The sequence below is a fragment of the Gordonia sp. OPL2 genome, assembly GCF_003797825.1.
In the GTDB taxonomy this organism is placed as follows: domain Bacteria; phylum Actinomycetota; class Actinomycetes; order Mycobacteriales; family Mycobacteriaceae; genus Gordonia.
The window spans coordinates 17,181-43,049 of record NZ_RKME01000027.1 but is presented as its reverse complement, the minus strand read 5'-3'; the positions used below and the strand labels follow the sequence as shown (position 1 = coordinate 43,049).

Here is a 25,869-nt window from a genome sequence, read left to right as displayed (position 1 = left end):
ATGTCATTGGGTGGGGAGCTGCTCGTCGGAGCGGTCATCCTCGTCGGACTCCTGGGCATCGTGTTCCCGGTCCTCCCGGGAGGGCTGTTGGTCATGGCGGCGATCGGTGTCTGGGCAGCTCTGGTCGGCGGGTGGGCGTGGGCGATCTTCGCCGCGGCCGCCGTGGTGATCCTGCTCGGTGAGGTCGTCAAGTACTTCGTCGCCGGGCGGTCGCTGCGGTCCGCCGGCATCCCGAACGTCACGATCGCGGTCGGCGGTGTACTCGGCATCGTCGGGTTCTTCGTCATCCCGGTGATCGGCCTGTTCATCGGGTTCGTCGTCGGCGCGATGCTGGCCGAACTGGTCCGCACTCGCAGCGCCGGTGCGGCCTGGCGCGGCACGGTGTCGGCGTCGAAAGCGGCCGTCATCACCATGGGCATCGAGCTGTTCGCCGCATTGCTGGGCACCGCGATCTGGCTTGTCGGAGCGGGGATCTGGTGAGGGAGCGGGCATGACCGAGTCGCCGGCAGAAGGCTCGAGGGACCGCATCGCGCGGCGCGTGACCGCACCGTCGTTGTTGCTCGTGGCCGGGTTCGTCGACGCCATCGCCTTCGTCTACCTACAGGCCAATTTCGTGTCCTTCATGTCCGGGAACACCACGGTCCTCGGAGCGTCGTCGAGCGTCGGCCGGTGGGCCGATGCCGGGATGTGTGCAGGACTCATCGCGTTGTTCTTCCTCGGTGTCACGTTCGGGTCGATCGTCAACCGTTCCATGTCCCGGCCGCGAGAACGGTTGCTGTGGATGGTGTTCGGAGGTCTGACGATCGGAGCCGCGATCGCGATGTGGGAGCCCGGGGTGGCGGTCGACGGTGGTGTGGCCGGCGCGGGCACCGTCGGCATGCTCGTGGTGGCGGTGGCGACCGGGATGGTCAACGCGGTGTTCGAGAAGGACCCGAGCATGCCGTACGGGCTGACCTACGTGACCGGGACCCTGGTGACCGCGGCCCGTCAGCTCGCCGACGTCGTGGTCTCGGTCCGTCGGCAGCCGGTCTCCGCCGCTGGACGCCGCGCGTGGTTGACCTCGTTGGGAATGTGGGCACTGCTGGCCGTCGGCGCTGTCATCGGCGGATTGTGCTATCGCTGGATATCGTTGTCGGCGTTGTGGATACCCGCCGCTGTCCTGCTCCCGATGGCGGCTGTGATGAGCGCGATGTCGGGATCGCGCACTCGCTGACCGACGACGCCGCGGCAAACCGGACGACGCCTGTCGACCCGGCCCACCGTTCGGGATGTCGTGATGGCGCGCGTCGGGGGGATCCGAGGTTCCGGGCCAGTCGGGAGCGCATAGGTCTATAACAGAGCACGTGCTCTGTTATGGTTGCGTGCATGCCTCGACCGCGCACTCATGATCTCGACGCGTTGATGGATGCTGCTGAGACCCTGGCGGTCGAATCTGGAGCCGCGGCAGTGACCGTTCGCGCCCTGTCGGAGTCGACCGCGGTGTCCAACGGCGCGATCTATCACGCATTCGGATCGCGAGCCGGATTGGTTGGCCGGGTGTGGCTGCGCGCAGCGCTACAGTTCCTCGCGATGCAGCGCGAGGCCGTGGATGCCGCCCTGGGTGACGGCACACAGCCGGGCGCGGCAACCGATGCCATTGTGGCCGCGGCGGATACCCCGGCGGTGTTTCTCCTCGAGCATCGTGTGCGAGGGCAGTTCCTGCTCACGGTCAGCCGCCGCGAACTTCTCGGTTCCGACGATCTTCCCGAGGACCTTGCCGCAGATCTCCGCCAACTCGACGACACCCTGACCGAGCTGTTCATCGCGCTCTCGCAAGCGATGTGGGGTCGTGCTGACAAGAGTGCCCTGGCGGTCGTCCGGGACTGCGTCGTCGAGTTGCCCACGGCGTTGTTGCTCCGGGGCAGAAGAACGCCCGACCGCCATGTCCGGCAGCGGCTCGCGACAGCGGTACGCGCTGTGCTGACGGTCCCACTTCCAGAAGACGTCAACTGACAAACGATCAACCGACCTGTGAAAGGAACTGTCATGGCTACTTCGGTGACCTACGACGGCGACATCGCCGTGCTGACCCTCGGCGACGACGAGAACCGTTTCTCCCCCGACTGGATCGACAGTGTCAATGCGCACCTCTCCGAGATCGAAACGAAGGCAACCGGTCTCATCACCGCCGGCGAGGGCAAGTTCTACTCGAACGGTCTCGACCTCGACTGGCTGATCGCCAACAGCGAACGTGGGGACTGGTACGTCGATCAGGTGCACAACCTGTTCGCCAGGATGCTGACCTTTCCGCTGCCCACTGTCGCCGCGGTCAACGGCCACGCCTTCGGCGCCGGAGCGATGCTCGCCATCGCCCACGACTACCGGATCATGCGATCCGACCGCGGCTACTACTGCTTCCCCGAGGTCGACATCCACATCCCATTCACACCCGGGATGGCTGCCCTCGTCCAGGCCAAGCTCACACCGCAGTCGGCGATCACCGCGATGACCACCGGACGGCGATTCGGGGCGACAGAGGCACTCGAGGCAGGTCTGATCGACGCCTGTGCCGCAGACGGTGAAGTCGTCGACGCTGCCCTGAACAAGCTGAAGGACGCCGGCAAGGACCGCACAACTCTTGCCGCCATCAAGTCCACCATGTTCGCCTCGGTCACCACAGCCTTGCGTCAAGGCCGCCAGTAGCCTGCTCGTCGTCCCGGTATCGACGGAACTGCCAGATGACTCACCATCTGTTCGACGAGATCTCGGCTCGACAGCGTCAGATGGTTCAGCAGTACGCGCGGCCAGTCCTCGATCGAATCACCGGCTCAGTTCGCCTGCGCACGCGCGACCAGCGTCCGAAGATGGGCGATCTCGTCGGCGAGCTGACGGATGTCGGCGTCTGCGGAATTGCCGGCCCGGGCCGGGGGCACTGGCGTGCGGTCGTCGGCCGAACCGGAACCGGTGGCCAATCGGTCCAGCGCGTCGGCGACGGCTAGGAGATCCTCGGTGACCACGGGAGTCCGGGCGGCCGAGGCGCCGGTGATCCGATCGGTGATGCGTTCGGCCGCAGCGACCACGGGGACCCAGGCCCATGCTTCCGCGCCGGCCGGCGGCGGTTCGGACAGTGTGCGTTGAAGACTGACCCGAGTGTCGGACAACTGTCGGTAGACCGACTGGCGGTCGATCCCGATTCGGCGGGGACCGACCTCGTCGACGATGTCCCGCGCATAGTGCGCCACATCGGACAGCGTCGCGTCGAACGGTTCGGCGATGCGAATGTGTCTCTGCGACGGCCAGATCAGATAACCGAACACCACCACGATCAACCCGCCGACGAACGTGGTCGCGACTCGGGCCCCGCCGAGGTCGAGTACCGATTCGTGGGGAACCACGAGGTCGATCAGGATCATGACGAGCGGTGTCAGGAACAGGGCCTGCCAGAGATACGACCGCGCCATCGCCCACGGGAGGCAGGCGGCGAGTACGGCGATCGCGATCGCCGCGATCTGGGGTTCGACCAGTACAGCGCTCACGGTGACGCCGATGACCGCCCCCGCAACAGTGCCGGCGCTGCGCAGCACGGCCCTGCTGAAAATCGAACCGAGGTCGGGTTTCATCACCAGCGCGACCGTCAGCGCGATCCAGTACCCGTGCGCGAGTGTCAATGTGAAGAAGGCGGTGTAGGCCAGCCCTGTACAGAGGGCCAGGCGGGCTGCCGAGGCGATGAGCGCGGGGCCCGGCCGGGACAGGCGGGCGCGTTCGGCGGTGGGCAGGATCTCGATCCCCGTGTCGTTCTCCCACATGGCCGACTCGAGCATCCGTAGACGGATCAGCAGATTGCCGGACACCTCCATCGGCAGCAGGCGCCGACGGTGGGTGACGGCGTCTGCGTCGTCGGTGAGCCGGTCGGCGGTGCGGGCGCACAGATCTCGGTCGGCGTCGTCGGCGAGCAGGCGGGCGAGGAGCTGATCGGCGGCCCGGGTCACGGATGCTGCTCTGGCGTACTCGGGCGTCGGTCCGTGGGCGGAACCACGGGCGGCGATCGCCATCGCGTCGAAGGCATCGATGGCCGAGATCGCCCGCGCGCGCAGCGAGGTCACATCGGCGGTGTCGTCGGCGCGCGCTCGGGAGAGGGCTGCGAGGGACCGGAGCATCGCCACCTGCGATTCACGGTGCGGGCGACGTCGGTCGGTGACCATCTCGATCGCGAGGGCGAACACGTAGAGCAGTGCGCCCGCGACGAACAGTGCAGCGGCTTCCCAATACGGCGCGGCAGCGGGTACCCCGATGGCGATCGCGGCGATCAGCATCGCCTGCATGGTGCCCACCGACAGCGTGCTCGAGTATCCGCTGACGATCCCGCACGCGAATGCGACTGCTGCCATGACCGCGATGGTGACCACGTGGGGAGCGTGCGACAGCTCGCCCAGGAAGTAGGCTGCGGCCGCAAGGGGAGTGGTCACCGCGATCTGTCGGAATCGTGCGGCGTAGGTCACCGATCGCTCGCCCGCGGCGAGCAGCAGCGTGCCCATGCTGATCCACATCCCGATGAGTGCGTGGTCGAGCAGAGCACCGACGAGAAGTGGTCCGGCGACGGTGATTCCAGCGCGCACCGAACGCCCGACCGGCCAGGCGGCCGGCGTGGCGGCGAGGAGCGACCGAAGCCAGATCGACGGTCGCCAGGGCGTCGATGACCGGTCGGTGTGTGTTCCCACCACGCGCCTGTTCCCTTCGTCGGCGTGAACAGCCGCTCGTCGCGGGAACCGACCGACCGTAGATCTCGATCTCTGTCTACCCGACTCGTGGGACGAATCCGACGCGATGTCGATCTTGTGTCATCTCATGGCACAAACACGCCGTCGACCCACGTGTTGTGCCCGGTGCGTGCACCGCCGATCTGTTGTGATGACGCCCGATCCTGACCCGAGCGTCAGCGAGTGATCGGACGTCCGCTGGCGACCGGCTGCTCACCCGGCTTCGATCCGCACGATGACCTGCTTGGACGTCGGGGTGTTGCAGTCGTCGGCCACCGATGCCCGCGGGATGAGGGCATTGCCTTCGGGGAAATACAGTGCAGCACAGCCACGTTTGGTCGGAAAAGAGACCACTCGGTAGCCACGCAGGGCGCGATCGGGCTCGCCCGGCCACTCGCTGAAGATGTCGACGGTGGCGCCGTCCTCGAGCCCGAGGTCGGCGATATCCTCGGGATGGAGGAACACGACGAAGCGTCCGTTCGAGATTCCTCGATAGCGGTCGTCGAGCCCGTACATGGTGGTGTTGTGCTGATCGTGCGCCCGGAGAGTCTGCAGCATCAGTCGGCCGGGCGGGCACGTCACGTGTTCCGGGTGATGAATGGTGAACCGCGCCTTGCCGCTCGGTGTGAGGAAGGTGCGCGAGTCGCGGGGCGGGTGCGGGAGCATGAAGCCGTGGTCGCGACGGATGCGCTCGTTGAAGTCGTCGAAGCCGGGGATCACATGTTCGATCGCGTCACGGATCGTGTCGTAGTCCTCCTCGAACTGCTGCCACGGAATCTCCTTGTCGGCCAACACTCGTTTCCCGAGTCGGCAGAGGATCGAGACGTCGGACAGCAACCCCGGTGCGACCGGGGGCAATTCGCCACCGCTCTGATTCACGAAGCACACCGTGTCCTCGACGGTGGTGATCTGTCGTCCGGTGACCTGCTCGTCGTACTCCGTCCGGCCGATGACCGGCAGGAGCAGCGATTCCTGACCGGTGACGGCATGGGACCGATTGAGTTTCGTGGTCACCGACACCGTCAGGTCGACCGAACCGATGCCGGAATCGGCCCGGTTGGAATCGGAGATGGCCGCGATCAGGTTGCCTGCCATCGAGAACAACACCCGGATCTCGCCACGATCGATGGCGTTCATCGCGTTGACGGAGTCCAGACCGTGCGCGCGGGGCGGCTCGAACCCGAATTCGCACCCAACGCATCGAGAAATGGATCGGGCATCCGCTCCCAGATGCCCATCGTCCGATCGCCCTGCACGTTGGAGTGCCCGCGGATCGGTGATGCGCCCGCCCCGGGCTTGCCGATGTTGCCCTTGAGCATCAGGAGATTCATGATCTCGGCGATGGTGCCGACCGCCTTGCGGTGCTGGGTGATACCGAGCGCCCAGGTGATGATCGTCGCGTCGGAGTTCAGATACCGCTCTGCGAGCTCCTCGATCTCGGCGGCGTCGAGCCCGGTGGCGGCAAGTACCTCGTCGTCGTCGAGAGCGAGGATGTGCTCGCGATAGGCGTCGAAGTTCTCACGGTGCGCGTTGATGAAATCCCAGTCGAGAACGTTCGTCGGATCGACCTCCTCGGCCAACAGGACGCGCTTGGCGATGGCCTGGATGAGGTGCATGTCCCCACCGATCTTGATGTGCACGAACTGATCCGACAACTTGAGGCCGTCGCCGATGATCCCGATCGGCTTCTGCGGGTTCTTGTACCGCATCAGCGACGCCTCGGGGAGGACGTTCACTCCGACCATCTGTCCACCGTTGACCTTGGTGTCCTGCAGCGCATTCAGCATGCGAGGATGATTCGTGCCGGGATTCTGTCCCATCACGATCACGAGGTCGGCGTGGGCGAAGTCGTCGTAGTGGACCGTCGACTTGCCGATGCCGATGGCCGGGGTCATCCCAGCGCCGGTCGCCTCATGACACATGTTCGAGCAGTCCGGCAGGTTGTTCGTCCCGAATGCGCGCGCGAACAGCTGAAACAGGAACGCGGGCTCGTTGGTGATGCGGCCGCTCGTGTAGAACACCGCTTCGTCGGGGGTGGCCAGACCGCGCAGCTTGTCGGCGACGAGGTCGAGCGCCTCGTCCCAGCCGATCGGCCGGTAATGGTCGGAATCGGCGCTCTTGTACATCGGTTCGACAATTCGACCCTGCAAACCGAGCCAGTACTCGGACTTGGTCGCGAGGTCGGTCAGCGAGTGCTCGGACCAGAACTCGGTCGGGATCGTGACCGGCGTCGACTCCCAGACCACCGACTTCATGCCGTTCTCACAGAACTCGAGCGGCTTGCTCTTGTCGGGGTTCGCCCATGCACAACTCGGGCAGTCGAAACCCTTCTTGTGGTTGATGGAGAACGAGACCTTCGCGGTCCGTTCGGGATCGAGCTCACCCATCGCCGGCACCATGGCGTGCTCGATGGCCTGCAATCCCACCGCCCACGTGTGCGGGGGACCGACCTTCAGGTGGGCATCGGTGAAATCGTCTGCCGGAGGTCGACGGGTCACGGGGGTTCCTCTCGGGCCGAGGTGAGGAAACGTCGGCCGAGGGCGCGGCACGACGACTTCACTGTGGCAAAGAGTATCCGGAATCGGCCATCGGCGCGGTCAGTGTGTGGGATCGGCATCCGGGTCCGGTGTCGTCATTGACCGGCGAGTTCAATGGGCGCGCACCGGCGCGATCGACTGATGATCGAGTCCCAGATCGACCTCGGGCCGATCGTCCATCACCATCGTGCGATTCCCTCAGACGATCGCCGAGCCATCCCACGAGACGTCGAAGAACTGGGCCGCCATCAATTCCTCCCGCTTGTTGCGGTCGATGCCGAGTTCCTTGCGGTAATGCAGGACGTGCTGCAGCGACAAGGCCGAGTACAGCAGCGGAAGGTGATCTCGATGCTGGTCGTAGACGCCGGTCGCGCCCCGCGATGCCCGCACATTCGGCCGAAGATGGCTGGGGTGCTTGAGGACGTCACGCAGGACCGCCGCCTTGATCGCCTTCTTGCGTCCGGCCGGCACGACGACGAGCTCGCCCGGATCGAACAACGCGGTGGCGAACTCATCCGAGGTCGCGACCGTACAGCCCGCCGTCGGGCGCGCGTTGCATTCGACCATGTGGTGCACGCCGTCGTCGGTCTTCAGATAGTCGAAGCTGATCTGTCCGTGCCAGTTCAGTTCCCGGGCGATCAGCTGTGCGGTCTCGAGCGACTCCGGGGAGTCGACGGACTCGAAGACGATGCCTCCGCGATTGTCGATGGCCAGAGGGTGCTCGTAGCAGGAGTGCAGCACCACCTCGCCGTGGTGGACGACGCTCCAGCTGCACCGGTCGACCCCGGACAAGTACTCCTGGACCAGCCAGGGATCGTCGGGCGTGGGGTGGATCTCGTCCAGCGCGGTCTCCCCGGCGAGAGGTCCCGCGTTGGTGATGACATCGAGGCCGCCACGACCGAAGGCCGCCCGAGCGAACCAGGAGCTCCAGTGCGCGACGGCATCGGCGAGTTGCGCGTCGGAGGTGGCGGTGATCGATTCGGCGACCGGCAGCCCCAGGTCCCGGCACATCTCGGCGAAGGTCACCTTGTCGTGCACCTTGGCGAGGGTCTCGAACGGCGGGAAGAACAACTCGAGGTCGGGACGGTCGGCAGCGAGCCGATCACGGTGCGCGGCAAGGTAGAACACCTCTTCGAACATCGGCAGCAGCCAGGTGATCTCATAGCGGTCGAGCGTGTCGACGATCGCCGCGATGAAGTCTTCGGTGCGTTGGGTAGGAGCCGGCACCTCGACGTGGCGTCGTGCACCGCGCGAATGACTGCCCGGTGACGCCGAGAACGTGTCGGCCGCCGTCACATCGACTCCGGCCTCGCCGAGTTTGTGGATCTCGTCGACCGCGAACGGCATGCGGGACGTCGTCGCGAGGACACGTGGCCCTGATGTGGTGCTGCGCTGCATGAGGTGACGGTATCCAATGACGGAGTTCTGTGCAGCGAAGAACCGACATAGCCGACAGGGGGATGAAGGGCTCCGGGTGAGGAGCGAGTCAGCGATGAAGCGGGTTCGGGCGGGCGAACGGCAGGGTCAGGCGCGGGCGTCCGACCGGACCGAGTGCCTGGACCCCAGCGGGACGATCATCGGCGAGCCGAACACGGGATCGGCCATGACGTGTGACCGCAGACCGAACGCCTCGAACAGGAGGTCGGCCGTGATGACGTCCTCAGGTGTGCCCTTGGCGACGATCTGGCCGGACCGCATCACGAAGAGCGAATCACTGTATCGTGCAGCCAGATTCAGGTCGTGGAGGACCATCACCACGGTTTTGCCGTGCTCGCTGCGCAGGGTGTGGACGAGGTCGAGGATCTCCACCGAGTGCGCGAGGTCGAGGTATGTGGTCGGCTCGTCGAGCAGGAGCAGATCGGTCTCCTGGGCCAGTGTCAGTGCGATCCAGACACGTTGCCGCTGACCGCCGGACAGCGCCTCGATCGGCCGGTCGGCGAGGTCGGTCGTCGCGGTCTGGGCGAGAGCTCGCTCGACGGCGACCTCGTCCTCCGGTGTGGCCTGCTGATACCACCGTTGGTGCGGGTGACGGCCACGCGCGACCAGGTCGGCGACCGTGAGCCCCTCGGGCGCAACGGGATTCTGCGGGAGCAGTCCGAGCGTGCGGGCCACCGACTTGGGCCGCATCGTGGTGATGTCCTCGTCGTCGAGGTACACGGTGCCGGTCCGCGCCGGCAGCAGCCGCGACAATGCCCGCAGCAGCGTCGATTTGCCGCAGCCGTTGGGTCCGATGATGGTCGTGATCGCCGCGTCGGGGATCTCGATGTCGAGGTCGGAGATGATGGTGCGGTCGTCGTATCCGACGCTGAGACGCTCGGCGCGCAGCCGTGAGTGCGGTGCCGGGTGGTTCATACTGTCGCCTTCCGGGACATCGCGATCATGAGGTAGATGAGGAACGGTCCGCCGATCGCGGCGGTGACGATGCCCACGGGCAGTCCGCCGGGCAGCACGGTGCGGCACAGCAGGTCTCCGCCGAGAACCAGAATCGCGCCGAGCACTCCCGACGCCAGCGGTGTCGGCAGGGGAGAACCGGTGAGTCGCAACGCGATCTGCGGTGCCAGCAGCGCGACGAAGGAGATCGGCCCGGCCGCCGAGACGCACAACGCGGTCACCACGACCGCGGCCAGCAGGACGATCATGGTCACCCGACCGGCGTTGATGCCGAGTCCGCGGGCCACGTCGGGGCCGAGGCCGAGGACCCCGATCGGCCGCGACAGGCCGATGACCATCACCACTCCGACGCCGAAGGCGATTGCCGACGGCCAGACATCCGACCAGGTCGACTGCGACACCGAACCCACCAACCACGTCTGGGCCCGAGCGGCGTCGGCGATCTGTGCTCGGGTCAGCATGTAGCTGGTCAGTGCCTGCAGCATCCACGTGACGCCGACGCCGATGATGACCAGACGGAACGGGTCGATACCGATGTTGGCGGATCGGCCGGGCCAGGCGAGCAGATACATCGCGATAGCGGTGACGAACCCGCCGAGGAGGGCGGCCAGCGGGGTGCCGAGCCCGGCCAGCCAGGCGCCCCATGTCGAGGAGAACGCGATCGCGGCGACCGCGGCGGCACTCGCGCCGGCAGTGATGCCGAGGATGTCGGGGGTGGCCAACGGATTCCGGGCGATCATCTGGGTGAGGGCGCCGGCCATGCCGAAGCCGAAGCCGACGAGCAGCGAGACGAGCGCTCGGGGCAGTGACACGTCGAAGACGACGACGTTCTCGATCCGCGTGCCGCCACCGAGTAGCACGCGTGCGACGTCGACGACGTTCATCGGGTAGTCGCTGATGCCGACACTCAGCAGGAACAGCAGCAGCGTGACCGCGAGTCCGACGGTGATCGCCAGCAGCATCCGTGGCCGCACGACCCACGACGAGGGGCCGACGCGCAGGACGCGGCGGCGGCCCGATCGGGGACGGGTGCTCGGGCCCGGGTCGTGGGATGTCTGTCCCGGCTGCAGGTCGACGGTCATACGCTGGCCAGCTTCCGTCGTCGGACGAGGGCGATGAGGAAGGGCGCGCCCACGAGCGCGAGCACGACTCCCACCTGTACTTCTCCCGGCCGCGCGATCACACGACCGAGGACGTCGCACACGAGCACCAGGATGGCCCCGAGCAGTGCGGCATACGGGACGATCCATCGGTAGTCGGGCCCGGTGATCGCCCGTGCGATGTGCGGGACGACGAGTCCGAGGAACACGATCGGTCCGCACGCCGCCGTCGCCGCCCCGACGAGCAGGGTGATGCTGAGGATCCCGACCGTCCGGATGAGGACGACGCGTGAGCCCAGCGCTTTGGTCATGTCCTCGCCCAGACTGAGGACGTTGAGGAAGTAGCCGCTGCCGAGGGCGAGCACGAGTCCGATGACGATGAACGGAAGGCTCGCCGAGAAGACGTCGAGCCCGCGGCCGCTGGTCGCACCGACGTTCCAGAACCGCCACACGTCGAGGGTTGCGGCGTCCGAGAGCACGATGCCCGAGGTGATCGCCAGCAGCAGGGCGGAGAGGCCGGTGCCGGCCAGGATCAGTGTCAACGGGCTGGCCCCCGACAACGCGGACAGGCCGAACACCGCGCTCGCTGCGACGAGTGCACCCAGCAGACCGAAGGCCATGTAGGCGATGGGGCTCTGGATGCCGAGCAGGTATACCCCGACCACGACCGCGCAGGCGGCGCCGGCGTTGACTCCGAGCATGCCGGGGTCGGCGAGCGGATTGCGTGTGTGGCCCTGCGCGAGCGCGCCGGCGGCCCCGATCGCCAGACCGACGGTCAGGCCGAGCAGGGTCCGCGGGAAGCGGAGATCCCAGACGATGCCGTAGCTGTCGTCGGCGCCGGGCGGTGCGGCCGGCGATTCCAGGACCACCCAGGGGATGCCGTGGAAGTCGGTGAAGCGCAGGTGCGGCCACCCGCCGGCCTGGAGGACATCGAACACCTCGCCGATGCCCAGAGCGCGCGCGCCGATCGCGATGGACGCGAACAGCGCGACCACGAGTACCGCGATGAGCAGCACGATTCCGGTGATACGACGCACGAAGGCCGACCTTACCAAGGGTTGGCTTGCCCGGGATTCCGGGCCAGGTCACGACATGTCGTTTGCATAACGAAAGAGATACGTACCTGTGAGCATGCTGTGCCGTGCGTAACGATTCGCTTGGTATGGGTCGATAGACCGACCAGAAAATGCAACGCCGACAACGAAGGAGAGGTCGATGAAAGCATCGCTCAAGCGCGCAAGTGTGGCGGTCATGGCAACCGTCGGAATCGCTGCCGGCACCCTCGCCGGAACCACCCCCGCACAGGCCGCGGCGCCGGGTGATCTGCAGATCACCGGTGGTATCGAATGCCACTTCGGGCAGTGGGGTCAGCCGTGGAACAAGGCGTGGTACATGTACCGCTGGATGACGGTCAAGAACATCGGTGGCTCGACCATGCACAACGTGATCCTCAATGAGATCAACGGTGCATCGGTGCGCGTCAAGGAGTTGAAGCCGAACGCGACCATGTCCAAGTGGGATGCCAAACAGAATCGCTGGGTGCGTCCGATCGAGACCCGCTGGTTCGGGTGCTTCCCGGCCACCATCTCGGGCTGGACGTTCGGCGACGAGGCGGAGAACATCACGAACAACTTCGGCTACTGGCAGAACTGGCGCAACCAGGAGAACCCGGGCACGACCAACCCCACGGGTAGCTGACGGAATCGACCCCGGAGGGTCCGCGGGAGGCGAGAGGACGCCTCGCCTCCCGCTCCCTCACCTGACAAAACGGCGACCGGATCACCGGTCGCCGTTTTGCTGCGTTCGTCTCACCACCCGGCCCGTGGCGCCCAAACCCCTTGACGCCGACCGGGTCCAGAAATTCGTCGAGCGTGCCCACCGCGGGGTCGCGAGGGCACGCTCGATGAAAATCAGGGCACAGTCGCCGAGTTCGGGTCCCGGGCCGGCGGGCGAGGATTCCCCGACCTCTGGCCAGTGACCCGCGCGAGTGTCAGGCCGAGGGGCGAGAGACCTTGTCCGGTTCGGACGCGGCGATCATGTCCTCGCGCTCGACGACCTTCACCCGCTCGCGGCCTTCGGCAGCGCCGAGAGCGCGCTCGTGCTCGTCGAGGCGGTACCAACCGTCCCACGTGGTGAACGGGATGCCCTTGCCCTCGAGCAGTTCGATGACGGCGTCCTCGGACGGACGGCTCGGCGAGAGCAGCGCGTCGTTGGTCATGTCCTCGAGGATGCAGTCGACGGTCTCGTTGGCATCGCCCTTGGTGTGGCCGATGAGACCGACGGGCCCGCGCTTGACCCATCCGGTGGTGTACATGCCGACGAGGTGCTTGCCGTCGTCGAACACGCGTCCGGCTTCGTTCGGGATCACGCCGGCCTGCTGATCGAACGGGATCTTCGGCAGGTTGTCCGACAGATAACCGACGGCCCGGTAGACCGCGCCCAGCTCCCAGTCGGTGTGCTTGCCGGTCGGCTTCACGTTGCCGGTGCCGTCGAGCTGCGTGCGCTCGGTACGCAGACCCACGACCTTGCCGTCCTCACCGAGGATCTCGATGGGGTTCTCGAAGAAGTGCAGGAAGAGCTTGTGGATCGCGCCCTGCTTGGGTTCGCGGATCGCGTAGTTCTCGATGATGGTCGCGACCTGGTCGGTGATCTTCGATCCGCGACGCGCCACGGCCGAGCCCTCGTCGTACTCGATGTCCTCGGGAGCGACGATGACCTCGATGTTCGGCGAGTGGTCGAGCTCCTTGAGCTCGAGCGGGGTGAACTTCGCCTGTGCCGGACCGCGACGGCCGAACACGTGGACCTCGACGGCCTTGTTCGCCTTGAGGCCTTCGTAGACGTTGGCCGGGATCTCGGTCGGCAGCAGTTCGTCGCCGGTCTTGGCGAGGACTCGCGCGACGTCGAGCGCCACGTTGCCCACACCGATGACGGCGACCTTCTCCTGCTCGAGCGGCCAGGTCCGTGGGAAGTCGGGGTGACCGTCGTACCAGGCCACGAACTGCGCGGCGCCGTAGCTGCCGTCGAGGTCGACGCCGGGGATGTCGAGGGCGCGGTCGTCGGTGGCGCCGGTGGAGAACACGACGGCGTCGTAGAGGTCCTGCAGTTCCTCGAGGGTGATGTCGGTGCCGTAGTCGACGTTGCCGAGCAGACGGATCTGCGGCTTGTCGAGCACCTTGTGCAGTGCCGTGATGATGCCCTTGATCCGTGGATGATCGGGGGCCACGCCGTAACGGATGAGGCCGAACGGGGCCGGCATCCGCTCATAGAGATCGATGCTGACGCCACGATCTTTGGCGGTGTCGGACTTCATCAACGCATCGGCGGCATAGATCCCGGCGGGACCCGCACCGACGATGGCAACCCGCAAGGGGCGGCTGGTGTCACTCATGGAATTGGGTGCTTCCTGGCTCTCGTGGAACTGGCTCTCGTGACGACTCATTCGACGAGCCGCGGGTGGTGCCGCGATTTGCGGCGCTATCCCTTCTACGGTAGGCGCTCTTCGTCCCCGGCCAAAATCTCATGTGAGGTTTACCTCACCTGGAGATTGCCGTGCAGGTCACTTCGCCTTCTTCGCCGCGTCGGAGATCGGCCCGACCGACTGTTCGGCAACCCACGGCAGCGTCAGGACCGTCGGGACCGACATCGCGCTGCCGACTTGCTGATCGAGGTAGACCGCCCGGCCTTCGGTGACGAAGGGCAGTTTCGACCAGGTCGCGTCCTTCTTCAGTCGGTCGTTGGCGCCCTCCCAGTCGACGGCGACCACCACGTCCACGTCGTTCAGCAGGTTCAGGTTCTCCGGGGAGATCTCACCGTAGAAACCGCTGGTCAGTGCCGGCTTGAGTGATTCGGGGAAGCTGAATCCGTAGTCGGACAGGGTCTGTCCGCGGCCGTCCTGCGGACTGAAGATCGAGACGGCGCCGGTCGGCAGCCCGGACACCACGACGCCGGTCTTGCCCTCGAACTCCGGATGCTGTTTGCGTACCTCGGCGAGATTGCCCTTGGTCTCGTCGATCTTGGCCTGTGCGGCGTCAGGGAGGCCGACCGCACGGCCGATCTCGGTGGTCTGCACGTCCCACGGGATCTGCCAGTTCGGGTACTGCTTGGGTCCGACGATCGTCGGCGCGGCCTTGCTGAGCACGTCGTACTGCTCCTGGCTGGGCGCGGCGCCGATCGCGGTGACCAGGTCCGGATCGGTGCCCAACGCCTTGGCGATCTGTCCGCCGAAGTCCTGGGCGGCCTGCGGCAGGATCACGGGTTCGGCGTCGCCGAGCAGCTTCTCGTTCCACGGCGCGGACCGCTGCGTCGGATCGGCGAAAGGAGCGATCGTCGTCGGCGTGATCCCCAACGACAGCAGGGTGTCGGCGTCGCCGACACCCATCGCGGCCACACGCTTCGGTGCGCTCGAGATCGTCGTCGCACCGAACTTGTGGTCGACGGTCACCGGGAGGGCGCCGGGTTCGGCGCTCGGTGCCGCCGACGACGCGCCCGTGTCCTCCTCGGGAGGGCTGCAGGCGGCGACGGCGACCGTGGCCGTCGCGGCCATGGCCACCGCGGCCAGCCTGAGCGGATGGGGGAGTCGGGCTCGGGACAAACGCATAACGACCTCACGTCGACGACAGTTAACCCACCCTTACCACCGCACGCAGGGTGACGTCGATGCCCGGGATCGGCGGTGGGGACGTGGTCGATAGACTCGCCGCCATGGCCAAGAGCGCAGGTGATCGCGACCGTGACCGGTCGGGATCCGCCGATTCCCGGGAGCCGGCACCTGCCGACGACCGGCGATCGTGGAAGGACGCGTGGCCGTTCCTGGTCGCGTTCGCCGTCGTCGTGATCGCCGCGGCCGGGATCGGCATCTCGTATCTGATCCGGCCGGCCGACGACCGGTTGAGTGTCGAGGCACAGGTCCAGCACGCGATCAACGATTCCTACACGGCGCGCAACGATCTCGACTACGGCAAGTATCGCGGGGCGACCTGCAGTGCGGACCTGTCGTCGGACACCTTCCCCGACGAGACGACCTTTCTCGATCAGAATCGGAAGTCGTTCGACGAGAACGGTCACATCGTGATCCCGGAGATCACCGACATCACCGTCGACGGTGACCGGGCGACCGCGAAGGTACATTGGCACTTCGATGAGAAGGCCGACCAGAAGCAGGTCGCCGACACGATCGTGGTGCGTGAGGACGGGGACTGGAAGGTGTGTACGTCGTGAGCTACTCGGGAGACCTCACGCCGCAGGAGGCGTGGGAGAAACTGGAGAACGATCCGAACACGGTCCTCGTCGACTGTCGGACACGGGCCGAGTGGTCCTTCGTCGGCGTGCCCGATCTCGAGGTCATCGGCAAACGGACGGTGTTCGTCGAGTGGAACACCTTCCCCGACGGCCGGCCGAACGAGGCATTCACCGCGCAGCTGCGTGAGGCCGGCATCTCCGACGAGAACGAGGTCATCTTCATCTGCCGGTCCGGGCATCGCTCGATCGCGGCCGCCGAGGCCGCGACGTCGGACGGCATCGGCGCCGCCTACAACATCCTCGACGGATTCGAGGGTGGGCTCGACGAGAACGACCATCGTGGCGCCACCGGATGGCGGGCGCTCAATCTCCCGTGGCGGCAGTCGTGAGCAGGCAACTGCCCGAAGGGGTTTCGCCGGACACGCTGGCGGTACGCGCAGGGCTGGACCGCTCGGGATTCTTCGAGACGTCCGAGGCGCTCTACCTGACCAGCGGCTACGTCTACGACTCGGCGGAGGCCGCCGAACGCGCCTTCACCGGTGAGGACGAGCGATTCGTCTACTCCCGCTACGGGAACCCCACCGTCGAGATGTTCCAGGAGCGGCTGCGGCAACTCGAGGGTGCCGAGGCGTGTTTCGCCACCGCGAGCGGCATGGCGGCGGTCTTCGTCGCGCTCGGTGCACTGCTCAAGGCAGGTGACCGTCTGGTGGCCGCGCGCAGCCTCTTCGGTTCGTGCTTCGTGGTCTGCAACGAGATTCTGCCCCGGTGGGGAGTCGAGACCGTCTTCGTCGACGGAGAGGATCTCGACCAGTGGGAGGCCGCGCTGTCGAAGCCGACCACCGCGGTGTTCTTCGAGACCCCGTCGAACCCGATGCAGACCCTCGTCGACGTCCGCGCGGTGACCGCGTTGGCCCATGCCGCGGGCGCACAAGTGGTGCTGGACAACGTCTTCGCCACACCGCTGCTGCAAAGCGGGCTCGACATGGGTGCCGATGTCATCGTGTATTCCGGCACCAAGCACATCGACGGCCAGGGCCGCGTGATGGGCGGCGCGGTCCTCGGGACCAAGGAGTACATCGACGGTCCCGTGCAGACGCTGATGCGCCACACCGGCCCCGCGATGAGCCCCTTCAACGCGTGGACGATGCTCAAGGGCCTCGAGACGATGCGCCTTCGCCTCGATGCGTCGGTGTCGTCGGCGTTGCGGATCGCCGAGTTCCTCGAGGCCGACGATCGGGTCCGGTGGGTGAAATACCCCTTCCTGCAGTCACATCCGCAATACGACCTGGCGACGTCGCAGATGTCGGGCGGCGGCACTGTGGTCACCTTCGAGATCGGCGACCGCGACGGTGTCGACGGCAAGAAGCGTGCGTTCGAGGTGCTCAACGCCTTGCAGGTGGTGGACATCTCCAACAATCTCGGTGACTCGAAGTCGCTGATCACGCATCCGGCGACGACGACGCATCGCGCGATGGGGCCGGAGGGGCGCGCGGCCATCGGTGTCACCGACTCGGTCGTCCGCCTGTCCGTCGGACTCGAAGGTGTCGACGACCTGCTCGCGGATCTCGATCGCGCACTGGGGTAGTCGGCCCTTCGTGACGCTCGCAGGCTCGCTCCTCAGGGACCGGAGATGCTGCAGGCCCGCTCCTCGCCTGACCGGAGATGCTCGCAGGCTCGCTTCACGCCCGCTCCCTGAGGTGCGGTGCACGGGGCTCGCTTCACGCCCGATCCCTGAGTGCGGTGCACGGGGCTCCCTCCTCGCCCGATCCCTGAGGTGCGAGGAGCGCAGCGACGAAGCCACGAAGGGTCCACTCCCGGTGCGTGCCCTCAGCTTTCGCGACGGTCGTTGCGCGCTTCCCAGGCCTGCCGCACGCGAGTGGGTATTCGGCCCTTGGCCGGCACCTCGAGCCCGTTGTCGACCGCCCAGGCACGGATCTCGGCCGGACTCGCCGAGGGCCCCTCGAGATCGGCGACGACGATGTCGGTGCGCTGCGACAGCCGCCATTCGTGCAGCACCGCACCGAGCCAGCGGTAAGTCCACTCCTCGGCCATCTTCCTGTTGTCGCAGAACACGATCGGCACCCGCGGAAAACGGACCTGCGCTTCGGCGACGGCCTCGGCGAGCGTGGCCCCCGCGACATACTCGCGCTTGAACAGGGCACTGTATGGTGCCTCGACCACCAGCGCCGCCCGGTGCAGGCCGGCGAGATCGGCGAGTTGAAACGTGAGCTTGCCCGAGGTCAGACCCGCACTCAGATCGTCGATCGACTTGCGCTCGACAGCACCGACGACGGTGTCACCGTCGACGACACCGTAGTCACCGGCGGGAAGTTTGCGGCGCTCGATCGACGTCTGCTGATGGGTGAACCCGTATGCGTAGCGTTCCTGTGAGTCGACGACGATCTGCAGCACCTGACCGTGCGCGCGGGCGGTCGGCAGGGTGACGTTCGGTCGGGCCTGCTTCGTCGTCCGCCGCGACTGCCAGAAGATCATCTCGCGCCCCCGGGCGCGGGTCAGGACGAATTGGGATCTGTTCTCGCGGCCCCGTTCGAGCACGAGATCGATTGCGGCACCGCGGCGGGACACGCTCCGCACGGGCAGTGTCTCGACGATGTCGGGGTCGGCCGGCCAGGCCTCGGCGCGATGGCAGTAGATCTTGGTGGTGCGCGGCCAGGTGTCCCGCACCTTGAGAATGATGCCGTTGGCGCCGAGCGGTATTCGCACGATGAACGGCAGCGACGAGTTCTCCTCCGGGTTGCGGGCGATCAAGAAGTCGTCGGTCACGGGTGCTCCAGCCCCAGCGCGTTGAACACCGTCCGTAGCTTCGCCGTGGTCTCGTCCACCTCGGCCTGCGGATCGGACTGGGCGACGATGCCGCCGCCCGCCCACGTGCGCAGCCGATGTCGATCGGTGGACAGTTCGAGACAGCGGATGGTGACCATCCATTCCCCGTCACCGTGCTCGTCGCACCAACCGACCGCGCCGCCGTACAGGCCGCGACAGCCCTCGACCTCGCGGATGAACTGTGCGGCAGTAGTACTCGGTGTGCCGCAGACCGCGGGTGTCGGGGTCAGCGACAATGCCAGGTCGAGGGCGGTGAGCGACTCGTCGCGCAGGATTCCCCGGATGGGTGTCGCGAGATGCCAGATCTCGCCTGTCGAGCGGAGTTCCGGTCTGCCCGGGGCGTCGAGATCGGAACACAGTGGCCCCAGTCGATTTCGCAGATGGTCGACGACGAAGGCGTGCTCGGCCAGGTCCTTCGCCGATGAGAGGAGGGCCTCGCCCGCGGCGCGGTCGGCGACCGGGTCGGCCGATCGGGGAGCCGATCCCGCGTACGGCTGGCAGGTCACCACGCGACCCTCCTTGCGTACCAAGGATTCCGGGCTCGCACCGAGTAGCCACGCCGAGCCCGATGCGGCGCCCCCGCCGTCGGACGTCTCCCCGGTCCCTGAGTAGCGGGCCTCGGATGTCTCCCCACCTGTGGAACAGTGCGCGGATGTCTCCCCGGTCCCTGAGGAACGGAGCGCCAGCGGAGTGTCACGAAGGGCCCCCAGATCCACCGCGAACACGTTGCGCTCCGAATTGCCAAATGCCAGAGCGCCGATCAGCTCGTCGACATCGATCTCCGGCTCCACGGTGAGGTCGACCGAGCGGGCCAACACCACCTTCTCGAGCCGTCCGGAACCGATCTCGGCGATGGCCCGGCGAATGCGCTCGCGGTGCTCGTCGGGATCGGGATGCAATGCCATCGACGAGATGGTGCGCGACCTGCCGCGCTCCCCACGCCATGGCTGCTCGGACCGGCTCAGTGCGTGGGGCGTGATGAGCGCCGCGGTGTCATCGAGATCGAAGGGAAACGCACCGACGACGGCTCCGACCGTTCCGGTCCGGAGCGCCTGCGCGGCGGCGTGGGCGTCGTCGAAGCGCCGGTCGACGCCCTCCGCGGTCACCCTCCCGGAGGGCCGCGACAACACGAACGCGGCCGACCCGAGCGAGTCACGGTCGGCGGCAGTCACACCTCCACGCTACTGCGCGGCAGGCGCCGTCGTTCGACACCGGGGCGGCCTCGGGTCGGGCGAAGCGGGGGTTTCGTGCACGGTGAATCAAAATTGACACCCCGACCGGCCATGGGTGACTCTTGATGCGGGTCATGAGTGCCAGTGACAAGCCCCGGCTCGCTGGTCGGCAACCCTCCTCCGCGGTGGGGTGCTCCGGGTGACGACCCGGCCGTGTTCGAGGTGATCACGGCAAGTGCGGATTCCACAGGAGTATTTGTCATGACCGCTGTTCTCTCAGCACCGTTGCCGACCACATCGGACGTCGCCGGCGACGTCGAACCCTGCATCGAGTCGAGCCCGGTGACCGCCACCGCTGACTCGTTCACCGGACGGCCTGGCATCGCGCCCCTTGCCGGGGTCGTCGGTGCCGACGAGTGCGTGCCGTGCGCGTCCGGCTCGCCGGTTCGCTACGCCAACCTCGACTACGCGGCAAGTGCGCCGGCACTGGCGGAGGTGGCGAGTGCCGTGCAGGGCGCGCTGGCCCAGTACGCCAGCGTGCACCGCGGTGCCGGCCATCTGTCGCAGGTCACCACGCGTCGGTACGAGGCGGCACGCGACGTCGTCCGACGGTTCGTCCGCGGGCGGATCGACGACAGCGTCGTGTTCACGCGAGGCACCACCGACGCGATCAACCTCGCCGCGCACGCGACCCGCGGTGACGTCGTCGTCCTCGACATCGAGCACCACGCGAACCTGTTGCCCTGGTGCGAGACCGATCAGACGGGTTCCTCGCGGGTGCGGATCGTGCAGGCCTGCGACACCATCGAGGACACCCTGACAGCGCTGGAGGCCGAGCTCGCGTCGTCGCCGGCGGCGCTCCTCGCGGTGACCGCGGCGTCGAACGTCACCGGTGAGGTGCTCCCGATCGGCCGACTCGCCGCAGCCGCCCACCGGCACGGGGCGCGCATCCTGATCGATGCAGCGCAACTCGTCGCCCATCGTCGGATCTCGATGGTCTCCCACGGTATCGACTACCTGGTCTTCTCCGGCCACAAGTTGTACGCGCCATTCGGTGCCGGTGTCCTGGTCGGTCGTTCGGACTGGCTCGACGAGGCCGCGCCGTACCTGGCCGGAGGCGGAGCATCGGCACACGTCGCCGTCGGTGCATCCGACGAATCGGGTACCGACGTGCAGTGGCACACCGGACCGGCGCGCCACGAGGCGGGATCGCCGAACGTGCTCGGCGCCATCGCGATCGCCGCGGCCTGCGACGCGCTCGCCGACATCGGCTTCGAGTCGATCGGCCTGCACGAGGCAGAGCTGACCACCCGGCTCGACGAGGGCCTTGCGGGTCTGACCGGCGTCACCGCTCTGCGGATCTTCAGCGACTCCACCGAGCGTGTCGGCATCGCCGGTTTCGACGTCGCGGGCTTCACGCCGCGGGAGGTCGCCGAGTACCTGAGTTCTGCAGCGGGGATCGGCGTGCGGGACGGGAAGTTCTGCGCTCATCCGTTGTTGAAGCGACTGGGCCATCCCGAGGGGGCCGTGCGCGCGAGCTTCGGGCTCGGCACCGGCTCCGACGACATCGACCGACTCATCGATGCCCTGAGCGGGCTGACGAGAGCGAGGACAGCGTGACCATCGAGTTCGCCGCGCCGACGTCGGCCACCATCAGCATCGGGCGGCCGCGTCTGCAGGTCGCCATCGCCGGAGACGATGTCGCGCAGTCATTTCCGATCGTCGTCCGACGATCCACGTTGCGCGATGCGCAGCGCGCGCGGTCCTTGCTCCGCTCCGGCACCCACGATCAGGCCAACTTCGTGGTCGCCTTGGAGGTGGAGGCCGCGATCGCACCGCACCCGGCGTCGGCGCGGGCCGCGGCCGGTGACCCGGCGGCCTCCGAGGACGATGTGCCCGAGACGATCCGCTACATCGGCACCCCGCGCGGTCTGGTGACACTGATCCGCGACATCTACATCGCGGAGATCGCCGATGCGGTCATCATCGTGCCCATCGACGGTTCCGCCACCGAGTCTCGGGTGCGTGAGCAGGTGCTACCGCTGCTGGACCCGGCGCGGGGGCGCGTCGCCTGAGCCACGGCGCCGCCCTGAGGCCGGCCGGAAACGTCACCTCGGCCGGGGGAACGCGCCCACAAGCCGCCCGGGAAGTGGTGACCGCCCCCGAAATGCGCCCGGCGGTTCTGCGTAGTCCCAGGTCGGACGGTCGATCCGGCAGTCACACGCTCCGTGAGAGCGGTTTTGCGGGGCGGTTTGCCCGAGCGCCTGCGGGCTCAGGCCTCGCCGCGCTCCCACTGCTCGACGAGTGCGGCCTCGGCATCTCCGGTCAGGGTCCCGTAGAGCTTGAAGCGGGCCATCCCCCCGTCGGGGAAGATGTCGAGGCGGGCCTCGGTCATCGGACGGTCCAGGTCGAGGACGAATCGGTGGCGGGTGTCCGGCTGCAGATCGGTGCGGCCGAGCACGTCGAACCACTCGCCGTCCTCGCCGTCGCGCCCGCGGACCGTCGCGGAGCCGGGAGCATTGCCGAGGAAGTAGCTGGTGTCGAGTTCGACCAGGCTGACATTGCTGCGCCCGGCCAGCCGGACCTGCACCCAGTCGTTGCCCGAGTCACGGCGACGCGACGTCTCCCAGCCCTCGCCCATGTGCCGTGCCCGTCCCGGCATCAGCAGGTTGTTGGGTGAGCCGTAGAACATGTTGGAGCAGGCGGTGATCAGCCCGCCGTTCTCGAGTGCGGCCAGGTCGAAGTGGCCGTACCGGAAGAAATGCGGGTCGGGGACGCCTCGTCCGTGCACGCGGAACCGGGCGACGCCGCCGTCGGGATGCATCGACAGCCGGACATGGGTGAACCGGTTCTTGGCGTCGACCTTGAACGGATTCCGGGTGTCGCCGTCGACGGCCGACTTCTCGACGATGGTCACCCACTCGGTGTCGTCGAGCAGCTGACCGACCGATGCCACACCTTCGACGGCAGCCGCCTCCACCGAGATGTAAGGCGGGTAGTTGCCCTTGAACCACGACGTGTCGACGACGACGCCGTAGACGACGCCGGGCGCGCCGAGTCGCACGATTGCCTGGTCGACACCGGTCTCGCGTCGTCGGCGGGTCTCCCAGCCGTCGTACACCTGGCCCTTGTGGCCGAAGGTCGCCGGCTGATACTGCGCCGGCGGTGTCTTGATCAGATTCTGCGCCTCGGCGAAGAGATCATCGTTCGTCCAGACCACCGCGCCACCCAGGTCGCGCAGGGCGAGGTCGGGCATCGACGTGAAATGTGGACGGTTGCCCGGGGTGTTCGGCGGCTGCGGGGTCACGGGTTCTGATCGTAGGTAGTCGTTTGCCTTTGTACGAATCCGCGCGCATACTTGCGGACGGCAACTAATTGCGGCCTACAACTAATTGCAAAGAGAAAGTAAAGACATCCGTCGGGGAAGGTGGGAGTGCCGGTGCTCGATCAAGACGCGATCGACGACCTGTTCGACACGCTGATGCGTTTCGTGCGGATTCGTGAACGGGCCGTCCACACGACCTTCCGGACACCCGAAGGCGAGTTCGAGACGGCCGCATTCAAGGCGCTCTTCCCACTCGCACGGGTGGCCATGCGATCTCGCGAGCTCGCCGAGGCGATGAACGCCGACCCGTCGACCGTCAGTCGGCATGTCGCTCAACTCGTCGACCTCGGTCTCGTCCGTCGGGAAGCCGATCCGGCAGACGGCCGGGCCACCATTCTCGTAATCACCGACGACGGGCGCGCCCGGGTCGCGGCGATGCGCGAGATGAGGCGTTCGACGATGGCGGATGCGATGTCGGGGTGGACCGACGACGAGCTGCACACCCTGGTCCGGTTGCTCGACAGATTCGTCGACGCTGCCGATACGGCCCTCAACCCGGCCTGCGCGGCCCGCAGATCGGATGCGGCCGCTGCGAAACTTGTGAAAGGACAGCAATGACAGACTCCTCGGCTGCCGCCGGAACGGCGGCGCACGACGACGTGGCCGGGGCGGGACTGACCCACCGTCAGATCCTGACGATCCTCGGCGGCCTGATGATGGGCATGTTCCTGGCCGCGCTCGATCAGACCATCGTGTCGACCGCGATACGCACCATCGCCGACGACCTGCAGGGCTATGACATGCAGGCGTGGGTGACCACCGCCTACCTCGTGACCTCGACCATCGTGACGCCGCTGTACGGCAAACTCTCCGACCTGTACGGACGGAAACCGTTCTTCCTGCTGGCGATCTCGATCTTCGTCGTCGGCTCGCTGCTGTGCAGTCTCGCGACCTCGATGTACGAGCTCGCCGCGTTCCGTGCCTTCCAGGGGCTAGGCGCGGGTGGACTGTTCACGTTGGCGCTCACCACGATCGGCGACATCGTCCCGCCCCGCGAACGCGCGAAGTATCAGGGTTACTTCCTCGCCGTCTTCGGAACGTCGAGCGTGCTCGGCCCGGTTCTGGGTGGATTGTTCGCCGGCCAGGCGTCGATCCTTTGGGTGTCCGGCTGGCGCTGGGTGTTCCTCGTGAACGTGCCGATCGGCATCATCGCGCTGGGTGTCGTCGCCAAGGTCCTCAACTACGACCAGCAGAAGGGCGTCGGCGGCCGCACCGACTACTGGGGTGCCACCGCTCTCGCGGTCACCGTCGCGCCGCTGCTGATCGTCGCCGAGCAGGGCCGGATCTGGGGATGGTTCTCGCCGTGGGCGCTGACCTGCTACGCAATCGGCATCATCGGTCTCGCGGTGTTCGTGTGGATCGAGCACAAGATGGGCGACGACGCGCTGATCCCGTTGCGCGTCTTCAAGAATCCCGTGTTCGCGCAGGGCATCATCATCTCGATGATCATCGGTGCGGTCATGTTCGGCGGCATCTCGATGCTCCCGCAGTACTTCCAGGTGCTGCGCGGATCGAGCCCGATGGTCGCCGGTCTGCAGATGTTGCCGATGGTGTTGGGCCTCATGACGGGCTCGATCGTGTCCGGGCAGCTGATCTCGCGCACCGGACGCTACAAGATCTTCACCATCATCGGCTCGGTGCTGATCACGGTCGCGACGTTCCTGCTGCACCTGGTGTCGACGAGTACCCCGGTCTGGCTCGTCATGGCGATGGCCTTGCTGTTGGGCTTCGGGCTGGGCAATCTGATGCAGCCGATCACCCTGGCGATGCAGAACATCCTGCCGCCCAAGGACATGGGGCTCTCGACCGGCACCGCCACGTTCTTCCGGCAGATCGGCGCCACTCTCGGTGTCGCGGTGTTCTTCTCGTTGCTGTTCTCGCTCATGGGCCCGAACATCAAGGACGAGATGACCTCGGCCGCGCAGCAACCGCAATATCGGACCGCCGTCGTGCAGGCTGCTCAGAGTGACGACGGCCAGGTCAGCGGATTCGCCAAGTCGCTGATCTCCGCCTCGCAGAACCCGTCGGCCGCCTCGTCATCGTCGGACAGCGTCATGAGCGACACCTCGGTGATCGAGAAGCTGCCGACGGAACTGGCACACCCGATCAAGCAGGGTTTCACCGACGCCATGGACAGCGTCTTCCTGGCGGTGTCGATCATGTCGCTCCTCGCGATCATCGGCACCATCACCTGGAAGGAACTGCCGCTGCGGCAGGGCAGGCCCATCGGTGAGGCGAAGGAGACGACGACCTCGTCGGCGTAGGCCGGACCCGTCGTCGGCGTCGGTGACGGCACCCGCCCCACGCGCCTACGGCACCCCGCCCCACGCGCCGAGCGTGCCCTGTTTCGCGCCGACCGTGTCCAGAATTTCAGCGAGCGTGCACACAGACCCGAGTTCGGGTGCGATCCTCGATCGCGGTGTGCACGCTCGTTGAAATTCTGGGCCCGGTCGACCTCCGCGCTGG

24 protein-coding genes and 1 riboswitch are annotated in these 25,869 nt (G+C 66.9%); of the genes, 12 read left to right on the top strand and 12 right to left on the bottom strand.

The features are described from left to right. The 4 genes from EEB19_RS21130 (at position 1) to EEB19_RS21115 (ending at position 2,682) form a co-directional block, all read left to right on the top strand. A complete protein-coding gene (locus tag EEB19_RS21130) occupies positions 1-480 on the top strand; it encodes a DUF456 domain-containing protein (protein WP_187589328.1) in 480 nt (159 codons plus the stop codon). A 10-nt stretch (positions 481-490) separates the two neighbouring features. Further along, a complete protein-coding gene (locus EEB19_RS21125; RefSeq protein WP_187589327.1) occupies positions 491-1,213 on the top strand; it encodes a YoaK family protein in 723 nt (240 codons plus the stop codon). A gap of 152 nt (positions 1,214-1,365) precedes the next feature. Next, the gene (locus tag EEB19_RS21120) at positions 1,366-1,992 is read left to right on the top strand and encodes a helix-turn-helix domain-containing protein (protein WP_187589326.1); all 627 of its coding nucleotides are present in this window, start codon (positions 1,366-1,368) and stop codon (positions 1,990-1,992) included. A gap of 33 nt (positions 1,993-2,025) precedes the next feature. Next, a complete protein-coding gene (locus EEB19_RS21115) occupies positions 2,026-2,682 on the top strand; it encodes an enoyl-CoA hydratase-related protein (RefSeq protein WP_187589325.1) in 657 nt (218 codons plus the stop codon). 125 nt (positions 2,683-2,807) lie between these two features. Here the strand turns inward: EEB19_RS21115 and EEB19_RS21110 are convergent, their stop codons facing one another. The 7 genes from EEB19_RS21110 to EEB19_RS21085 form a co-directional block, all read right to left on the bottom strand. Then, positions 2,808-4,700 carry an FUSC family protein gene (locus EEB19_RS21110; RefSeq protein WP_262365835.1) on the bottom strand — a complete coding sequence of 631 codons (1,893 nt, stop codon included), beginning with the start codon at positions 4,698-4,700 and terminating at the stop codon, positions 2,808-2,810. Positions 4,701-4,949: 249 nt separating this feature from the next. Next, on the bottom strand, positions 4,950-5,873 hold the full coding sequence (locus EEB19_RS27065) for a molybdopterin dinucleotide binding domain-containing protein (protein ID WP_262365834.1): 924 nt from the start codon (positions 5,871-5,873) through the stop codon (positions 4,950-4,952). Then, positions 5,870-7,234 carry a molybdopterin-dependent oxidoreductase gene (locus EEB19_RS27060; RefSeq protein WP_262365833.1) on the bottom strand — a complete coding sequence of 455 codons (1,365 nt, stop codon included), beginning with the start codon at positions 7,232-7,234 and terminating at the stop codon, positions 5,870-5,872. The genes EEB19_RS27065 and EEB19_RS27060 overlap by 4 nt, the downstream gene beginning before the upstream one ends. 237 nt (positions 7,235-7,471) lie before the next feature. Beyond that, positions 7,472-8,671, bottom strand: coding sequence for an ATP-grasp domain-containing protein (locus EEB19_RS21100; RefSeq protein ID WP_187589324.1), 1,200 nt, complete (start codon positions 8,669-8,671; stop codon positions 7,472-7,474). Between the two features lie 126 nt (positions 8,672-8,797). Continuing rightward, positions 8,798-9,625, bottom strand: a complete 828-nt coding sequence (locus tag EEB19_RS21095; protein WP_187589323.1) for an ABC transporter ATP-binding protein — start codon at positions 9,623-9,625, stop codon at positions 8,798-8,800. Then, positions 9,622-10,746: an iron chelate uptake ABC transporter family permease subunit gene (locus EEB19_RS21090; RefSeq protein ID WP_187589322.1), complete on the bottom strand. Its 1,125-nt coding sequence runs from the start codon at positions 10,744-10,746 to the stop codon at positions 9,622-9,624. The genes EEB19_RS21095 and EEB19_RS21090 overlap by 4 nt, the downstream gene beginning before the upstream one ends. Then, positions 10,743-11,801: an iron ABC transporter permease gene (locus EEB19_RS21085; protein ID WP_187589321.1), complete on the bottom strand. Its 1,059-nt coding sequence runs from the start codon at positions 11,799-11,801 to the stop codon at positions 10,743-10,745. Before EEB19_RS21085 ends, EEB19_RS21090 begins: the two co-directional genes overlap by 4 nt. A 178-nt stretch (positions 11,802-11,979) precedes the next feature. Between EEB19_RS21085 and EEB19_RS21080 the strand changes: the two genes are divergently transcribed. Beyond that, positions 11,980-12,462, top strand: a complete 483-nt coding sequence (locus EEB19_RS21080; protein WP_187589320.1) for a hypothetical protein — start codon at positions 11,980-11,982, stop codon at positions 12,460-12,462. A gap of 292 nt (positions 12,463-12,754) precedes the next feature. On the opposite strand, the gene EEB19_RS21075 is transcribed toward EEB19_RS21080, so the two are convergent. Both EEB19_RS21075 and EEB19_RS21070 read right to left on the bottom strand, forming a co-directional pair. After that, positions 12,755-14,152: an FAD-dependent oxidoreductase gene (locus tag EEB19_RS21075; RefSeq protein WP_187589319.1), complete on the bottom strand. Its 1,398-nt coding sequence runs from the start codon at positions 14,150-14,152 to the stop codon at positions 12,755-12,757. A 168-nt stretch (positions 14,153-14,320) separates the two neighbouring features. Beyond that, positions 14,321-15,361, bottom strand: a complete 1,041-nt coding sequence (locus EEB19_RS21070; RefSeq protein WP_187589318.1) for an ABC transporter substrate-binding protein — start codon at positions 15,359-15,361, stop codon at positions 14,321-14,323. A gap of 104 nt (positions 15,362-15,465) precedes the next feature. On the opposite strand from EEB19_RS21070, the gene EEB19_RS21065 reads away from it, so the two are divergent. From EEB19_RS21065 to EEB19_RS21055, 3 genes are read left to right on the top strand one after another with little or no spacing between them, the layout of a single operon-like run. Further along, positions 15,466-15,981 (top strand): hypothetical protein, encoded by a 516-nt coding sequence (locus tag EEB19_RS21065; protein ID WP_187589317.1) that lies wholly within the window; start codon positions 15,466-15,468, stop codon positions 15,979-15,981. Beyond that, on the top strand, positions 15,978-16,391 hold the full coding sequence (locus EEB19_RS21060; RefSeq protein ID WP_187589316.1) for a rhodanese-like domain-containing protein: 414 nt from the start codon (positions 15,978-15,980) through the stop codon (positions 16,389-16,391). The genes EEB19_RS21065 and EEB19_RS21060 overlap by 4 nt, the downstream gene beginning before the upstream one ends. Continuing rightward, a complete protein-coding gene (locus EEB19_RS21055; RefSeq protein ID WP_187589315.1) occupies positions 16,355-17,587 on the top strand; it encodes an O-succinylhomoserine sulfhydrylase in 1,233 nt (410 codons plus the stop codon). The genes EEB19_RS21060 and EEB19_RS21055 overlap by 37 nt, the downstream gene beginning before the upstream one ends. A 242-nt stretch (positions 17,588-17,829) precedes the next feature. On the opposite strand, the gene EEB19_RS21050 is transcribed toward EEB19_RS21055, so the two are convergent. Both EEB19_RS21050 and EEB19_RS21045 read right to left on the bottom strand, forming a co-directional pair. Beyond that, positions 17,830-18,786 (bottom strand): ERCC4 domain-containing protein, encoded by a 957-nt coding sequence (locus EEB19_RS21050; RefSeq protein ID WP_187589314.1) that lies wholly within the window; start codon positions 18,784-18,786, stop codon positions 17,830-17,832. Beyond that, positions 18,783-20,018, bottom strand: a complete 1,236-nt coding sequence (locus EEB19_RS21045; RefSeq protein WP_262365832.1) for an isochorismate synthase MenF — start codon at positions 20,016-20,018, stop codon at positions 18,783-18,785. The genes EEB19_RS21050 and EEB19_RS21045 overlap by 4 nt, the downstream gene beginning before the upstream one ends. A 130-nt stretch (positions 20,019-20,148) precedes the next feature. Continuing rightward, a riboswitch (SAM riboswitch) is annotated at positions 20,149-20,262 on the top strand. Positions 20,263-20,279: 17 nt separating this feature from the next. Here EEB19_RS21045 and EEB19_RS21040 point away from each other — a divergent pair. Together EEB19_RS21040 and EEB19_RS21035 are read left to right on the top strand one after the other, a co-directional pair. Beyond that, entirely contained in the window at positions 20,280-21,638 is a 1,359-nt protein-coding gene (locus EEB19_RS21040) for an aminotransferase class V-fold PLP-dependent enzyme (protein ID WP_187589313.1), read from the top strand. Further along, the gene (locus tag EEB19_RS21035; RefSeq protein WP_187589312.1) at positions 21,635-22,093 is read left to right on the top strand and encodes a hypothetical protein; all 459 of its coding nucleotides are present in this window, start codon (positions 21,635-21,637) and stop codon (positions 22,091-22,093) included. Before EEB19_RS21040 ends, EEB19_RS21035 begins: the two co-directional genes overlap by 4 nt. A gap of 197 nt (positions 22,094-22,290) precedes the next feature. Here EEB19_RS21035 and alc read toward each other — a convergent pair whose 3' ends face one another. After that, the gene (gene alc, locus EEB19_RS21030) at positions 22,291-23,274 is read right to left on the bottom strand and encodes an allantoicase (protein ID WP_222929965.1); all 984 of its coding nucleotides are present in this window, start codon (positions 23,272-23,274) and stop codon (positions 22,291-22,293) included. A gap of 177 nt (positions 23,275-23,451) precedes the next feature. Between alc and EEB19_RS21025 the strand changes: the two genes are divergently transcribed. Continuing rightward, positions 23,452-23,961, top strand: coding sequence for a MarR family winged helix-turn-helix transcriptional regulator (locus EEB19_RS21025; RefSeq protein WP_262365831.1), 510 nt, complete (start codon positions 23,452-23,454; stop codon positions 23,959-23,961). Continuing rightward, a complete protein-coding gene (locus tag EEB19_RS21020) occupies positions 23,958-25,667 on the top strand; it encodes an MDR family MFS transporter (protein WP_187589310.1) in 1,710 nt (569 codons plus the stop codon). Before EEB19_RS21025 ends, EEB19_RS21020 begins: the two co-directional genes overlap by 4 nt. The last annotated feature ends 202 nt before the right edge of the window (positions 25,668-25,869 follow it).